Origin of the sequence: Citrobacter sp. A316 (assembly GCF_002042945.1) — a bacterium.
GTDB classification, from domain to species: Bacteria; Pseudomonadota; Gammaproteobacteria; order Enterobacterales; family Enterobacteriaceae; genus Citrobacter; species Citrobacter portucalensis.
Genome location: NZ_MVFZ01000003.1, coordinates 344,685 through 359,524, shown reverse-complemented (window position 1 = coordinate 359,524; position 14,840 = coordinate 344,685). Strand labels below are relative to the sequence as shown.

Sequence of the window (14,840 nt, the reverse complement as noted above, 5' to 3'; positions counted from 1 at the left end):
AAGCCGTTGGTCACAGAAGCCAACAGCAACAGAGCAAGTGTAGTGGGGAAAATTACAGTAGACGAGGGAGAGGGGGCAAATTCGCCCATCCGTCGCAGATGGGCGAAAATTAAGTATTAGTCACATTGAACTTTGATTGCCAGGCCACCGCGTGACGTTTCGCGGTATTTGGCGTTCATGTCTTTACCTGTTTCGTACATGGTCTCAATGACTTTATCCAGCGAGACGCGCGGCGCGCTGGTACGGCGCATTGCCATACGCGCAGCGTTGATCGCCTTTACTGAAGCAATGGCGTTACGCTCAATGCACGGAACCTGTACCTGACCGGCAACCGGATCGCAGGTTAAGCCGAGGTTATGTTCCATGCCGATTTCGGCAGCAATACACACCTGCTCTGGGCTCGCGCCTAACAGTTCAGCCAGACCAGCGGCAGCCATGGAGCAGGCTACGCCCACTTCACCCTGACAACCGACTTCTGCACCAGAAATTGAGGCGTTCATTTTATACAACGCGCCAATCGCACCGGCCGCCAGGAAATAGCGGGTATAGATATCCGGGCTGACGGACTCAATGAAATGATCGTAATAGGCCAGTACCGCAGGCACGATACCGCAGGCTCCGTTGGTTGGCGCTGTCACTACGCGACCGCCCGCGGCGTTTTCTTCGTTAACGGCCAGTGCGAACATGTTCACCCAGTCGATCACGTTCATCGGATCATTGGACAGCTTATCGCTGGAAACCAACATGCGACGCAGAGCTGAAGCACGACGAGGAACGCGCAGCGGACCCGGCAGCACGCCTTCGGTGTTCATGCCACGATCGATACAGGCCTGCATGGTTTGCCAGACGTGGCCAAAGTACTCTTCAATCTCTTTTTTACTGTGCAGAGCAAGTTCGTTCTGCATCGCCATACCAGAGAGAGACAGGCCGGTGGTATTGCAGTATTCCAGCATTTCAGTGGCGGATTTGAACGGATAAGGCACGCTGACCTCGCCCACGGCATCCTGACCAAAATGTTCTTCATCAACGATGAATCCACCGCCGATTGAGTAGTAGGTTTTGCTATAAATGACGGTTTCGCCATTGTACGCATGGATCTGCATTCCGTTCTCATGCAGCGGCAGGTTGCCGTTGTGAAAACGCATCCCGTCATTCTGCGGGAAATCCACTTCGTGCTGACCCTGCGCAAGCAGCAGGCGTCCACGCGTTTCTACGTCGCGGATAAATCCGGGGATGCTATCAATATCCACGGTAGCAGGCTCATTGCCCGCCAGACCCATAATAATGGCGATATCGGTGTGGTGACCTTTACCCGTGAGCGACAGTGAACCATACACGTCGACGGCGACACGAGTAACGCTGTCCAGTAATCCTTTTTCGACCAGGTCATCGACGAACTGTTTACCCGCCTTCATAGGCCCTACGGTATGGGAAGATGAGGGACCAATCCCCACCTTAAACATGTCGAATAGACTAATCACGATAATACTCCTACAGGGCGACTGGGCTTTCCAGTAACGATGTTATAACTGCGCATAGTGTAAGAGGGAACGCGGCGATCGGCTTAACTATTCACATGAATTAAACTAATAGATAACCGCGGTTTTACTAATGTTGTGACCTGAGTTTCAAGTTGTCTATGGTGCGCGTAAAGATAAGTATAGTCAGGGCTTGACGCCAATTTGCAGCGCCAGCTCACGAATTATTCCGGCAGTCATTCCCCAGACGAAATATTGCTCATACCAGGAAAGCCATACGCGATGTGAATCGCCGCGGCGGTAGATATCCAACGGGTGGTAACGACCTAAATGCAGGGCCTGGGCCAGCGGCATTTCGAACACTGCTGAAACTTCATCTTCACTGGCGCGGTACGGCAGATTAGGCGGGATAATACCTACCACTGGGGTGACCTGAAAACCGGTCACGCTGTCGACAGGCGGCAGAACGCCAATCACTTCGACGCATGAAGGTGGGATCGCCACCTCCTCCTGCGCTTCGCGAAGGGCGGCGGCAATTAACGAGGCATCACTGCTATCCACCGCCCCACCGGGGAAGGCGACCTGTCCGGCGTGCTTGCGCAGATGAACGGAACGCTGGGTTAACAGCAATCCCGGCTGTGGACGACGCACGACGGGGATCAGTACGGCGGCCTGGCGCTGGTTTAACGCGGCATGATTGACCTGCGGGCGCAGGAGTTGAAAGCGCGATAAAAAATCATCAAGCGTCAGGCTGCTGTATTCCACGTCTCAGTTCTCCAGTTGGTGCAAAATACGATTCACTTTATCAAATGTTTCCTGATATTCAGCGTCTTCCTGACTGTCCGCCACTATGCCGCCGCCAGCGGAACAATAAATTTTTCCGTTTGTGGCCGTCAGCGTGCGAATGGTGATGCTGGTATCCATATTGCCGCAAAAACTCAGATAGCCAATGCTGCCACACCAGGCATTACGTCTTTGTGGCTCCAGTTCGTCAATAATTTCCATCGCCCGCACTTTCGGCGCACCGGTAATAGAGCCGCCAGGGAAGGCGGCGCGCAGCAGATCGGTGGCGTGCAATGACGCTGGCAATTGCGCGGTAATGGTGCTGACCAAATGATGGACGGCAGGGAACGGTTCGACGACAAACAGCTCCGGTACCTGTACCGAACCCGGTACGGCAACGCGGCCAATATCATTACGCATCAAATCGACGATCATCAGGTTCTCCGCACGATCCTTCGGCGAATTCGCCAGCCGCCGGGCCTGCTCACGATCGGCATCATCATCTTCAAGCCTTGGCAACGTGCCTTTAATAGGACGCGTCTGGATGTGCTGGTTCTCCAGAAGAATAAAACGTTCCGGCGAAAGGCTGAGGATAACGCCTTCCTCAAGACGAATAAACGCGCTGAACGGGGCGCGGTTAGCGTGATTGAGTTTGACAAATGCCTGCCACTCATCGCCCTGGTAATGCGCCTGGAAACGCTGGGCAAGATTGACCTGGTAACAGTCGCCACTGTGCAGATAACCCTGCACCTGGCGGAATTTTTCGCCGTACTGGGTGCGGCTCATATTGGACTGCCACGCCGAGGTTAATGTAAACGGCTCACGCGTTGGCGGTTGTTGCGCGTCGAGCCATTTCAGACGAGCCTCGACATCGGTATGGCTGAGCAGGGATACGGTCTGCAACTGGTGATCGACAATCAGCGCCCAGTCGTAAATACCAACGGCCATATCCGGTAGCGTAATATCGTGCTCTGCAATAGTGGGCAGAGATTCAAAGCGTCGGCCCAGGTCGTAGCCAAACAGGCCTAACGCGCCGCCCTGAAACGGCAGATCGGGGTGATACTCGGGGTGAATTTTGTGTGCAGCTAGCGCGGAATGTAATACCGTCATCGGATCATCAAGCGTGCGCGTGGTTGCGTGCCCGTCCTGCACTACGGTCTCTGTAGCTCGCGTAACCAGCGTGGTGACGGGATCCGCCACCAGAATATCAAAGCGGTTATGCGGATGGTCGGCTTGACCCGAATGCAGCAGCATCGCCCAGGGTAGATGGCTTAAGGTCGAAAAATAGCGTTCAGCGGTGTCCTGACGCCAGGGTAATGTGATTACTGCGGGAGATAACGTCTTCATCAGTCCTGACTCGTTGCTACTCTACTGGCTAACTGCCCGGTAGCATGAAATAATTAGCGCAGACAATTTAGCAGGAGTTAACAATGTTTGCAGGTTTACCTTCACTCAGTCATGAGCAGCAGCAAAAAGCGGTAGAGCGTATTCAGGAACTGATGTCGCAGGGGATGAGCAGCGGACAAGCTATTGCTCTTGTTGCTGAAGAGTTACGCGCCAGTCATACCGGCGAGCGGATCGTGGCGCGTTTTGAAGATGAAGACGAATAACGCCGCTTAAACTGCAGCGATAATCTTAATCTCAACTTTGTATTTGGGGTTCATCAACCCGGCCTGAACGGTACAACGTACCGGCGCGTGGCCAGCAACGACCCACGCGTCCCAGGCTTTGTTCATGGCGGCAAAATCGTTTTTGTCTGCCAAAAACAGGGTGGCATCAAGAATACGTGACTTGTTGCTGCCTTGTTTTTCCAGCACCGCATCAATTTGCGCCAGCGTATTTGCCGTTTGCTCAAAAGCGTCTGCATCCAGATTTTCCGGCACGCCGGTGTAATACAGCGTGTTGTTGTGGATAACTACGTCGGACCAACGCGCTTCGGCATCAATACGCACAATCGTCATAAATCATTCCTCATTTACGTTTTTTCATAATAGCTTTGGGTTGCGCCAAGACTGCCATAATGTTGTGCCCACGTCACCTCTTCAACTGGCGAAAGACCCGCTGGCCTGACATAATCCCTGTTCAAATGAACAGGGGGCAGTGTGACGGACGATTTTGCAGCAGACGGTCAGTTAGCTAAAGCGATACCGGGTTTTAAACCGCGTGAACCACAGCGGCAGATGGCTTTCGCGGTCAGTCATGCTATCGAAAAATCACAACCGCTTGTGGTAGAAGCCGGAACCGGAACGGGTAAAACCTACGCTTATCTTGCCCCTGCACTACGCGCCGGAAAGAAGGTCATTGTCTCCACGGGCTCGAAGGCGTTGCAGGATCAGCTTTACAGCCGCGATCTTCCGACCGTGGCGAAAGCGCTGGAATTCACCGGTAAACTGGCACTGCTGAAAGGGCGTTCAAACTATCTGTGCCTTGAGCGTCTTGAACAACAGGCACTGGCAGGCGGCGACCTGCCGGTCCAAACCTTAAGCGACGTCATCCTTCTGCGCTCATGGTCAAATCAAACCCTTGATGGCGACATCAGCACCTGCGTCAGCGTGGCGGAAGACTCTCAGGCCTGGCCGCTGGTGACCAGCACTAATGACAACTGTCTGGGCAGCGACTGCCCGCTGTATAAAGAGTGTTTTGTCGTTAAAGCGCGTAAAAAAGCGATGGATGCGGATGTTGTCGTGGTTAACCATCATCTGTTTCTCGCCGATATGGTGGTAAAAGAGAGCGGGTTTGGCGAACTGATCCCGGAAGCTGATGTGATGATCTTCGATGAAGCGCATCAGTTACCGGATATCGCCAGCCAGTACTTTGGTCAATCGCTCTCCAGTCGCCAGCTGTTAGACCTGGCGAAAGACATCACCATTGCCTATCGCACCGAGCTGAAAGACACTCAGCAGTTGCAAAAGTGCGCCGATCGTCTTGCGCAAAGTGCTCAGGACTTCCGCTTACAGCTTGGTGAGCCGGGCTATCGCGGAAATCTGCGGGAACTGCTGGCCGACCAGCGCGTACAGCGCGCGTTTTTGCTGCTCGATGACACGCTGGAGCTGTGTTATGACGTGGCAAAGCTGTCTCTTGGTCGTTCGGCGTTGCTGGATGCCGCGTTTGAGCGCGCCACGCTTTATCGTGCGCGTCTGAAGCGCCTGAAAGAGATCAACCAGCCAGGCTTCAGCTACTGGTATGAATGCACCTCCCGCCATTTCACCCTCGCGCTGACGCCGCTTACGGTGGCGGATAAATTCAAAGAAGTGATGGAACAAAAGCCGGGCTGCTGGATTTTTACTTCCGCGACGCTGTCGGTAAACGACGATCTTCATCATTTCACCGCGCGACTGGGTATTGAAGATGCCGAGTCTATGCTGCTGCCGAGCCCTTTTGATTACACGCGCCAGGCGCTGCTGTGCGTGCCGCGTAATCTTCCGCAAACCAACCAGCCGGGGGCTGCGCGCCAGTTAGCATCTATGCTGCGACCTATTATCGAAGCGAACAACGGTCGCTGCTTTATGCTGTGTACTTCGCACGCGATGATGCGCGATCTGGCAGAACAATTCCGCGCCACCATGACGCTTCCCGTACTGCTGCAGGGCGAAACCAGCAAAGGACAACTGCTACAGCAGTTTGTCAACGCAGGTAATGCGCTATTGGTTGCCACCAGCAGCTTCTGGGAAGGCGTGGACGTGCGCGGCGATACGCTGTCGCTGGTGATAATCGATAAACTGCCGTTTACCTCGCCGGACGATCCGCTATTAAAAGCCCGAATGGAGGATTGTCGACTGCGCGGCGGCGATCCGTTTGAAGACGTCCAGTTGCCGGATGCGGTAATCACCCTGAAGCAGGGGGTAGGGCGTCTGATACGTGATGCTGACGATCGCGGCGTGCTGGTGATTTGCGACAATCGTCTGGTTATGCGGCCATACGGCGCCACTTTCCTGGCGAGTCTTCCACCTGCGCCGCGGACGCGTGACATTGCTCGCGCGGTTCGCTTTCTTGCCATACCAACGACTGAGTAATTTGTTACGGAGTGTGGTAAGATGCGCGCCAAATTTATTGATCTGATCACAAACACCCATGCGAATTCTGGCTATCGATACCGCCACAGAGGCGTGCTCTGTTGCCCTGTGGAATGACGGTACTATCAAGGCTCACTTTGAGCTTTGCCCACGAGAACATACCCAACGAATTTTACCGATGGTTCAGGAAATCCTGGCCGCTGGCGATCTCACGTTAACCGATATCGACGCCCTGGCGTTTGGCCGCGGTCCCGGTAGTTTCACCGGCGTGCGTATCGGTATTGGCATTGCTCAGGGGCTGGCGTTAGGCGCAAACCTACCGATGATCGGCGTCTCCACCCTGGCGACCATGGCGCAGGGCGCCTGGCGTAAGTCGGGCGCGACTCGCGTACTGGCGGCGATTGACGCGCGAATGGGCGAAGTCTACTGGGCCGAATACCAGCGTGATGACAACGGTAACTGGCACGGTGAAGAAACCGAAGCGGTGTTGACCCCCGAGCAGGTGCATGCGCGTTTACTGCAGCTGTCTGGCGAGTGGGTAACTGTCGGGACGGGGTGGCCGGCCTGGCCTGAGCTTGGTAAAGACAGCGGTCTGACGCTTAGCGATGGTGACGTGCTGCTTCCTGCGGCTGAAGATATGCTGCCAGTCGCCACGCAAATGCTGGCAGCGGGTAAGACCGTAGCGGTCGAACACGCTGAACCGGTTTATTTACGTAACACCGTGGCGTGGAAGAAACTTCCCGGTAAAGAATGAATCTTAGTAGTACATCCCCCGGTTAATTTTCATCGACGTCAGTGCACAGCATTGTGAACAGGCCGGGGCAGAAGCTAAGAAAAGGGAGTCGCAATATGGCGGTGCAAAAGCAGTTATTGAAAGGTGTGTTGGCGGGGGCCTTAGCGTTAATGCTTAGTGGCTGCGTCACCATCCCGGATGCAATTAAAGGTTCGAGCCCGATGCCGCAGCAGGATCTGGTGCGGGTGATGAATGCGCCGCAGCTGTATGTCGGGCAGGAAGCGCGTTTCGGTGGCAAAGTGGTGGATATTCAGAACCAGCAGGGAAAATCCCGTCTGGAAATTGCCACCGTTCCGCTCGATAGTGGTGCACGTCCTGTGCTGGGTGAAGCCTCTCGTGGGCGGATTTATGCTGATGTGAATGGCTTCCTCGACCCGGTGGACTTTCGCGGGCAACTGGTCACCGTCGTCGGTCCGATTAGCGGTACAGTGGACGGAAAAATCGGTAATACGCCGTATAAATTCATGCTGATGCAGGTAACCGGTTATAAACGCTGGCATATTACTCAGCAGATTGTCATGCCGCCTCAGCCTATCGACCCCTGGTTCTACGGTGCGCGTGGCTGGCCCTACGGTGGCTACGGCGGATGGGGCTGGTACAATCCCGGTCCGGCACAGGTTCAGACCATAGTAACAGAGTAACTCTTTGTTTTATTGGTAAAAGAAACAGCGGCTCGTCCGCTGTTTCTGCATTAACGTGGATATAAGAAAAATAAATAGTGACGTGCTTCGCAACCTTGTCGTTGTGTAATAAACAAACTGGTACGCTGAGTTAATATTATGTTAACAATTTGTTTATTATCTGGGGTTGTGATGACGACGAATACGCATTTTAGAGGTGATGTATTGAAAAAGGTTTGGCTTAACCGTTATCCCGCTGGTGTTCCTGCGGAGATCAATCCTGACCGTTATCAATCCCTGGTGGAACTCTTTGAACACTCAGTAAGACGGTATGCCGATCAGCCCGCGTTTGTAAACATGGGGGAGGTGATGACCTTCCGTAAGCTTGAAGAGCGTAGCCGTGCGTTTGCAGCTTATTTGCAACAGGGGCTCGGGCTGAAAAAGGGCGATCGCGTCGCGCTGATGATGCCGAATCTGCTGCAATATCCGGTCGCACTGTTTGGGATTTTACGTGCCGGCATGATCGTCGTGAACGTGAACCCGCTGTATACGCCTCGTGAGCTGGAACATCAGCTCAACGATAGCGGCGCGTCGGCGATTGTCATCGTATCTAACTTTGCCCACACGCTGGAAAAAGTAGTCGACAAAACGTCTGTGCAACACGTGATCCTGACGCGTATGGGCGATCAGCTGTCGACCGCCAAAGGTACGCTGGTTAACTTCGTCGTCAAGTATATCAAGCGCCTGGTGCCGAAATATCACCTGCCAGATGCCATCTCGTTTCGCAGTGCGCTGCAAAACGGTTATCGCATGCAGTATGTGAAGCCCGAAGTGGTGTCGGAAGATTTGGCGTTTCTGCAATATACGGGCGGGACAACTGGCGTGGCGAAAGGCGCGATGCTTACACACCGCAATATGCTGGCTAACCTGGAACAGGTTAATGCCACCTATGGCCCATTGCTGCATCCGGGTAAAGAACTGGTGGTGACGGCCCTACCGCTGTATCACATTTTTGCGTTAACAATGAACTGCCTGCTGTTTATTGAGCTGGGTGGTCAAAACTTGCTGATTACTAACCCGCGTGATATTCCGGGGCTGGTAAAAGAGCTGGCTAAGTATCCGTTTACCGCGATGACCGGCGTCAATACGCTGTTTAACGCGCTGCTGAATAACAAAGAGTTCCAGCAACTGGATTTCTCTTCACTGCACCTCTCGGCAGGCGGCGGAATGCCGGTTCAACAGGCGGTAGCTGAACGTTGGGTGAAGCTGACGGGTCAGTATCTGCTGGAAGGCTACGGCCTGACGGAGTGCGCGCCGCTGGTAAGCGTCAACCCTCATGATATTGACTATCACAGTGGCAGTATCGGGTTACCGGTGCCTTCCACCGAGGTCAAGCTGGTGGACGACGACGACAACGAAGTGCCGCCGGGAGAACCGGGGGAACTGTGCGTGAAGGGCCCGCAGGTGATGCTGGGCTACTGGCAGCGACCAGACGCCACTGACGAAATAGTCAAAGACGGCTGGCTGCACACCGGAGATATTGCGGTGATGGATGATGAAGGCTTCCTGCGTATTGTCGATCGCAAGAAGGACATGATTCTGGTGTCCGGCTTTAACGTCTATCCGAACGAAATTGAAGACGTGGTTATGCAACATCCTGGCGTGCAGGAAGTGGCTGCAGTTGGTGTTCCGTCAGGTAGCAGCGGTGAAGCGGTGAAAATTTTCGTGGTGAAGAAAGATGCCTCGTTAACCGATGAAGCGCTGGTCACTTTTTGTCGTCGTCACCTGACGGGCTATAAAGTACCGAAGCTGGTGGAGTTTCGCGATGAGTTGCCGAAATCTAACGTCGGTAAAATTTTGCGACGAGAATTACGTGACGAAGCGCGCGCCAAAGTGGACAATAAAGGCTGAGCGTTAAGTCAGCCAGCAGAAAACGCCGGGTAATCCGGCGTTTTTTTTGGCGCAAACCTAAGAGAGCACGATTTGAATTATCAAATGATCACCACGGACGACGCGTTGGCCACGCTGTGCGAAGCCGTCCGTGAATTTCCGGCGATAGCCCTGGATACAGAATTTGTTCGCACGCGTACCTATTATCCGCAGTTGGGGCTGATCCAGCTGTTTGATGGCAAACACGTTGCTCTGATTGATCCGCAGGGGATCACCGACTGGTCGCCGCTGCGCAATATTCTGCGTGATACTGCCATCACCAAATTCCTGCATGCAGGTAGCGAAGATCTGGAAGTGTTTCTCAACGCTTTTGGCGAACTGCCGCAGCCGTTGATTGATACACAAATTCTGGCTGCTTTTTGCGGCCGTCCGCTGTCGTGGGGTTTTGCCGCGATGGTGGAAGAGTTTACGGGGGTGGTGCTGGACAAAAGCGAATCCCGCACCGACTGGCTGGCCAGACCGCTGACCGAGCGTCAGTGTGAGTACGCGGCGGCTGATGTCTGGTATCTGTTACCGATCACCACAAAACTGATGGTCGAAACTGAAGTCAGCGGCTGGCTGCCAGCCGCGCTGGACGAATGCCGCTTAATGCAGCAGCGTCGCCAGGAAATCCTGGCACCTGAGGATGCCTGGCGCGACATCACCAACGCCTGGCAACTGCGTACCCGTCAGTTGGCCTGTCTGCAACTGCTTGCTGACTGGCGACTGCGTAAAGCACGTGAGCGTGATCTGGCGGTGAACTTTGTGGTGCGTGAAGAACACCTGTGGTCGGTCGCTCGTTATATGCCAGGTAGTCTGGGGGAGCTGGACAGCCTCGGCCTTTCGGGGAGCGAAATTCGCTTCCACGGCAAAACGCTGATTTCTCTGGTAGAAAATGCGCAGGCTTTACCGGAAGAGTCGCTGCCGCAGCCGCTGCTAAATTTGATGGATATGCCAGGGTATCGCAAGGCGTTCAAAGCCATCAAGGCGTTGGTTGCTGAAGTTAGCGCGGAACAAAATCTTAGCGTCGAACTGTTGGCTTCACGTCGTCAGATCAACCAGCTACTCAACTGGCACTGGAAATTAAAGCCGCAGCAGACTCTGCCGGAACTGATTTCCGGTTGGCGTGGCGAACTGATGTCCGATCGCCTCAACGCACTGCTGCAGGAATACCCCCAGTAAGTCACCAGGCTCGCCGGGTTGCGCCATTGCTGACCCGGCCTGCGCAACGTTACAAATCAAGCACCAGGCGCTTACCTTTAGCGCGCGAACAGCAGATGAGCATGCTTTGCTGGCTGGCTTTCTCGTCGTCGCTGAAATACTGATCGCGGTGATCCGCTTCTCCTTCAAGAATCGTCGTTTCACAGGTGCCGCAAACACCTTCCCGGCACAGGCACTCAACGCGCGCGGCTTTGTTATTTTCGATAACCTGCAAAATGGTCATCTCTTCCGGGACCACAAACTCGCGTCCGGAACGCGCCAGAACCAGGGTAAAGGCATCACCGCTCTTATCTTCCAGCGCAAATTGTTCGAAATGTAGCGTATTGCTGTCCAGTCCATGGAGGGAAGCCGCTTCTCTGACGGCATCGTTGAGCACTGCTGGCCCGCAGGTGTAAATATGTGTGCCGGGTTCAACATCAGCCATCAGGCGAGATAAATCAAGGCGGGTGCCTGCACTGGACAGATGCAGATGAATGCGATCGGCGCTGGGGTGCTGCAGGAGTTCGTCATAAAACGCGCAGTCGTCCTGGCTGGGAGAGCAATAATGCAGTTGCCACTCAGCCTGAGAGTGTTCTAGTTCCGGGATCTGCGATAAAAACGGTGTGATGCCGATACCTCCAGCAATCAAAAGATGTTTCTGTGCCTGAGGGGCGAGGGCGAACAGATTGTTTGGTGTGGAGATCGTGAGCGTGTCACCGGGTTTCACGTTTTGATGCAGATATCGTGAGCCGCCTTTGGACGCCTCCTCCAGTCTTACGGCGATTTGCCAGGTGCTTGTATCGAGTGGTGAGCTCATCAACGAGTATGCATTGCTGTACGAATTCTCACCATTGCGCATCTGCACGATAATATGACTGCCACCCTGAAACGCGGGCAACGGCTGGCCTGAGATCGCCGTTAAGGTGAAGCGTTTTACCTGCGCGGTAATCGTTTCAATCTGGCTGACCCGGACTTCTTGCATTTGATAATCAGACATTGCGGTACTCCCTAAAAAACCTGTCCGGCGCAGTTCAACGACGCGCCGGAACCTGTCGTTACAGCCCTGGTTATCCCTGAAACACCTGGGCGACCAGATTATGGAAATGAGCAATGCCATGTTCGGAGATACCGCTACCGCTGGTGTCCGCCATAATGCGGCCCTGACCGCGATACCCGCGTGATTTCAATCCTTTTTGTACGCTTTCAACCAGACGTAAATCTTCAGGACGAAAGACGTTGCGATACCATTCGATCAATTGTTTCTGTTCTTCGGTCAGTTCTTCATTCGTAAAGTAGATGTCATAGTTTTGCAGGGTAGTTTCCGCATCCACCGGGAATTCGTAGATAACGGTCATCATGCCTTTGATGGGCGTTACGTTGAGCATGGTGCACGGCCACAGCCAGAAACCGTGAAAGGCGGCATCAACCCCTTCTTCGAACTTAAATGACTGCTCTGAGGGTTTGGCTAAACCGTATTGCAGCGTCCAGTTGCCGTGCATGGTGTGCCAGTAACGGTCAACCTGAACCGAGTCGGAAAAACCTGGGTGAGCCGGGCCGCAGTGGTAGCACTCCAGATAGTTATCAACAATATTCTTCCAGTTGGCTGGGGTACGAGTTGTAAAGCGTGCAGCCAGTTTCAGGTCATGCACGTCTGGGCAGGCTTCGATAACTTTGTCCGCAAGGCCAGGGAGTTGTTCTTCTACACTGCCCGCGTGCGGATCCATGTTGATAAACACGAATCCGGCATATTCTTCCAGACGAACCGGCGTAAGGTGCGCTTTTTCGCTGTCGAAGTTGGCGACGTTTTCGCAGTTACGCGCATGCGCCAGATTGCCGTCAAGTTTGAACGCCCATGCGTGGTAAGGGCAGGTAATCACATTTTTCGCTTTCCCTTCGCCGCTCAACAGCTGATGACCGCGATGCGGACAGACGTTGTAGAATGCGCGCAGCACGTTATCTCGACCACGTACCAGCACAATGTTCTCGCCAATCACTTCACGCGTAACATAATCATTGGGTTTCGCCAGTTCGCTGCTGTGGGCGACGCAAATCCAGCTTTTAGCGAATACTTTCTCCTGTTCGTGTTCAAAGGCCTGATGGTCGGTATAGAATCGGGCCGGGATAGTCCAGGCGTCCTGCGGGTTGGCACAGAAATTTTGCGGCAGAATAAACTCAGGGCTCAGATTGCTCATTGGAATACCTTTAATTTGTGAGTAAGAGGATTTTTGTACTGACGATTAATTGTCGCCTTTGAGTAATGCCCCGGCCGGTGGCGCTACGGGGGCGTTAACTGGCGCTTCGGGAAGATGATTTTCAATCTGATGCGCAGGAACGTGGGCATAGTCCTGCCGTACCCAGCGAAGAAAACCGCCGACCTTCACCAACAGAATGGCGAGGAAGGGAAGTGCGGTCAGAACCACCGTGGTCTTCATGGTTTCAAGGGATGCGCCGGTGAACAAAATCGATAATGGGATTAGGGTGATGACCACACACCAGAACAGACGTAAGCTACGCTGCGGATCTTCTCCTTCCTGCAGGTTGCGCGTACTGGTGGCCGCCATGGTGTAAGCGACAGCATCCATATGCGAGGCGAGAAAAATAATCATGATCGCCAGATACGCCACCAGGAACAGTTTCCCGGCAGGCAACGACATCAACACTTGCTGTACGGCCGTTTCGCCGCCCAATGTCGCCATAACCTGTGGTACGTCGATTACACCGTTCACAAACTGGTGAATGGAGTAGCTTTCCATCACGCCAAAGAAGAACCAGCAGCCAACGGTACTGCCGAGGATTAACGCCCAGATAACCTCTTTGATTTTGCGACCACGGGACACGCGAGTGACAAACATCGCCACGCCTGGGGTGTAGGAGATCCACCATAACCAGTAGAACACCGTCCAGTTACGGGTGAATTCACCGTTGCCAAGTGGGTCGGTGAATAGACTCATCTGCAAAAAGTTTTGTGTCGTCAGGCCAATGGCATTGATGATGTTATTGGTGATGAACTCGGTCGGGCCAACGATAAGCACCAGCAGCGGCAGTAAAAATGCCCCCCAACCGACCATTTTACTCAGGCGCTGCAAACCGTTATTGATGCCAATCCAGGAGCTAAGGCAGAAAATACCGCCAGAGAACAGGATCACAAACGCCTGAACGGTAAAGTTATCTGGTAAACCCGTGAGGGCAGACAAACCGCGGGTAAAAGTGGCGGCGGTGACAACCAGAGAGATGGTTAACGCACCAACTGTGGCGATTAGGAACATCAAATCAACCAGGCGGCCCCAGACGCCCTGCGGATGCACACCGGTGATAGCTGCGATAATTCCGGACAGGCTCAGCCCTTTGTTTTTCCGCACATGAAAGTGGTAGGCCATGGTTAATGAAGCAAGAGTGTAGGTTGCCCATGCGCTGATCCCCCAATGGAAAAAGGAGTAGGGTAAGCTGTATTCCAGCGCTTTTTGCGAGTGCGGTGCAATATTCAGACCCGGGGTCTGGTAATAATAGGCCCACTCAGCAACGCCCCAGTAGAGCGTGGAGGAGCCTAGTCCGGCACAAATAAACATAAACAGCCAGGACAGCGTGCTGTATTCCGCTTTTCCTTCTCCCAGACGAATGTTGCCGTATTTGCTGGTGGCTAGCCAGACGACCAGACCCATCGCCATCAGAACGAGGATCTGCACGGCGGAACCCAGCATCCGGGTAACGCCGTTAAAAAGGGTATTTGCGACTTGTGCTGACTGCTGAGGGAAGAGACTAAGCGTGGCGGCGATGAAAAGAATAGCCACCAGGCTGATGGCTATCAGCGGCATGTCTTTTTTCTTTACGTTGCTCAACATGGGATCTCCTGGGCACAGTTGCCCGCGTATGGCATTAGCCTGTCGTTGTTATCATGCTGTAGGGAATCAGTGATTTTATATTTAACAATTTTATTATTTGTTCTTTACATTAATTAAACAATTGCTCGATGCGTGAAGCAATAAAACACGGAACGGAAATAATAAAAGGTGAATTGGCGCAGGTT

Annotated in this window: 13 protein-coding genes; 6 read left to right on the top strand and 7 right to left on the bottom strand. The window is 53.6% G+C overall.

What is annotated here, in order from left to right; all coding sequences use genetic code 11:
* Nucleotides 1-116: 116 nt before the first annotated feature.
* The 3 genes from sdaA to pabB all read right to left on the bottom strand — a co-directional run bounded on the left by sdaA (nucleotide 117) and on the right by pabB (nucleotide 3,611).
* Complete coding sequence (gene sdaA, locus BZK41_RS05805) at nucleotides 117-1,481, bottom strand: L-serine ammonia-lyase (protein WP_079937503.1); 1,365 nt, start codon at nucleotides 1,479-1,481, stop codon at nucleotides 117-119.
* A gap of 183 nt (nucleotides 1,482-1,664) precedes the next feature.
* Entirely contained in the window at nucleotides 1,665-2,243 is a 579-nt protein-coding gene (locus BZK41_RS05800; protein WP_003020991.1) for a CoA pyrophosphatase, read from the bottom strand.
* 3 nt (nucleotides 2,244-2,246) lie between these two features.
* Nucleotides 2,247-3,611, bottom strand: coding sequence for an aminodeoxychorismate synthase component 1 (pabB, locus tag BZK41_RS05795; RefSeq protein ID WP_139762574.1), 1,365 nt, complete (start codon nucleotides 3,609-3,611; stop codon nucleotides 2,247-2,249).
* 80 nt (nucleotides 3,612-3,691) lie between these two features.
* On the opposite strand from pabB, the gene BZK41_RS05790 reads away from it, so the two are divergent.
* Complete coding sequence (locus BZK41_RS05790; RefSeq protein ID WP_003020986.1) at nucleotides 3,692-3,871, top strand: YoaH family protein; 180 nt, start codon at nucleotides 3,692-3,694, stop codon at nucleotides 3,869-3,871.
* Nucleotides 3,872-3,877: 6 nt separating this feature from the next.
* On the opposite strand, the gene BZK41_RS05785 is transcribed toward BZK41_RS05790, so the two are convergent.
* Complete coding sequence (locus tag BZK41_RS05785; protein ID WP_003020984.1) at nucleotides 3,878-4,222, bottom strand: RidA family protein; 345 nt, start codon at nucleotides 4,220-4,222, stop codon at nucleotides 3,878-3,880.
* 141 nt (nucleotides 4,223-4,363) lie between these two features.
* Here BZK41_RS05785 and BZK41_RS05780 point away from each other — a divergent pair, with 141 nt between their 5' ends.
* From BZK41_RS05780 to rnd, 5 genes are all read left to right on the top strand, one after another.
* Complete coding sequence (locus BZK41_RS05780; RefSeq protein WP_079937501.1) at nucleotides 4,364-6,274, top strand: ATP-dependent DNA helicase; 1,911 nt, start codon at nucleotides 4,364-4,366, stop codon at nucleotides 6,272-6,274.
* Between the two features lie 58 nt (nucleotides 6,275-6,332).
* Entirely contained in the window at nucleotides 6,333-7,028 is a 696-nt protein-coding gene (gene tsaB, locus BZK41_RS05775; protein WP_079937500.1) for a tRNA (adenosine(37)-N6)-threonylcarbamoyltransferase complex dimerization subunit type 1 TsaB, read from the top strand.
* A 95-nt stretch (nucleotides 7,029-7,123) separates the two neighbouring features.
* Complete coding sequence (locus BZK41_RS05770; protein WP_003020975.1) at nucleotides 7,124-7,708, top strand: Slp family lipoprotein; 585 nt, start codon at nucleotides 7,124-7,126, stop codon at nucleotides 7,706-7,708.
* Between the two features lie 204 nt (nucleotides 7,709-7,912).
* Nucleotides 7,913-9,598: a long-chain-fatty-acid--CoA ligase FadD gene (gene fadD, locus BZK41_RS05765; RefSeq protein ID WP_003020970.1), complete on the top strand. Its 1,686-nt coding sequence runs from the start codon at nucleotides 7,913-7,915 to the stop codon at nucleotides 9,596-9,598.
* 84 nt (nucleotides 9,599-9,682) lie between these two features.
* Entirely contained in the window at nucleotides 9,683-10,798 is a 1,116-nt protein-coding gene (rnd, locus tag BZK41_RS05760) for a ribonuclease D (protein ID WP_079937499.1), read from the top strand.
* Nucleotides 10,799-10,847: 49 nt separating this feature from the next.
* Here rnd and BZK41_RS05755 read toward each other — a convergent pair whose 3' ends face one another.
* The 3 genes from BZK41_RS05755 to BZK41_RS05745 all read right to left on the bottom strand — a co-directional run bounded on the left by BZK41_RS05755 (nucleotide 10,848) and on the right by BZK41_RS05745 (nucleotide 14,655).
* A complete protein-coding gene (locus tag BZK41_RS05755) occupies nucleotides 10,848-11,813 on the bottom strand; it encodes a PDR/VanB family oxidoreductase (RefSeq protein WP_079937498.1) in 966 nt (321 codons plus the stop codon).
* A 70-nt stretch (nucleotides 11,814-11,883) separates the two neighbouring features.
* Nucleotides 11,884-13,008, bottom strand: coding sequence for a carnitine monooxygenase, oxygenase subunit YeaW (gene yeaW, locus BZK41_RS05750; RefSeq protein WP_079937497.1), 1,125 nt, complete (start codon nucleotides 13,006-13,008; stop codon nucleotides 11,884-11,886).
* Between the two features lie 45 nt (nucleotides 13,009-13,053).
* Nucleotides 13,054-14,655, bottom strand: coding sequence for a BCCT family transporter (locus BZK41_RS05745; protein ID WP_079937496.1), 1,602 nt, complete (start codon nucleotides 14,653-14,655; stop codon nucleotides 13,054-13,056).
* Between the last annotated feature and the right edge of the window lie 185 nt (nucleotides 14,656-14,840).

Excerpts from the sequence above, each read along its gene's own strand:
- BZK41_RS05790 (WP_003020986.1), top strand. The coding sequence starts at position 3,692 with ATGTTTGCAGGTTTACCTTCACTCAGTCATGAGCAGCAGCAAAAAGCG.
- BZK41_RS05785 (WP_003020984.1), bottom strand. The coding sequence starts at position 4,222 with ATGACGATTGTGCGTATTGATGCCGAAGCGCGTTGGTCCGACGTAGTT.
- tsaB (WP_079937500.1), top strand. The coding sequence starts at position 6,333 with ATGCGAATTCTGGCTATCGATACCGCCACAGAGGCGTGCTCTGTTGCC.
- BZK41_RS05770 (WP_003020975.1), top strand. The coding sequence starts at position 7,124 with ATGGCGGTGCAAAAGCAGTTATTGAAAGGTGTGTTGGCGGGGGCCTTA.
- rnd (WP_079937499.1), top strand. The coding sequence starts at position 9,683 with ATGATCACCACGGACGACGCGTTGGCCACGCTGTGCGAAGCCGTCCGT.
- BZK41_RS05755 (WP_079937498.1), bottom strand. The coding sequence starts at position 11,813 with ATGTCTGATTATCAAATGCAAGAAGTCCGGGTCAGCCAGATTGAAACG.
- yeaW (WP_079937497.1), bottom strand. The coding sequence starts at position 13,008 with ATGAGCAATCTGAGCCCTGAGTTTATTCTGCCGCAAAATTTCTGTGCC.
- BZK41_RS05745 (WP_079937496.1), bottom strand. The coding sequence starts at position 14,655 with ATGTTGAGCAACGTAAAGAAAAAAGACATGCCGCTGATAGCCATCAGC.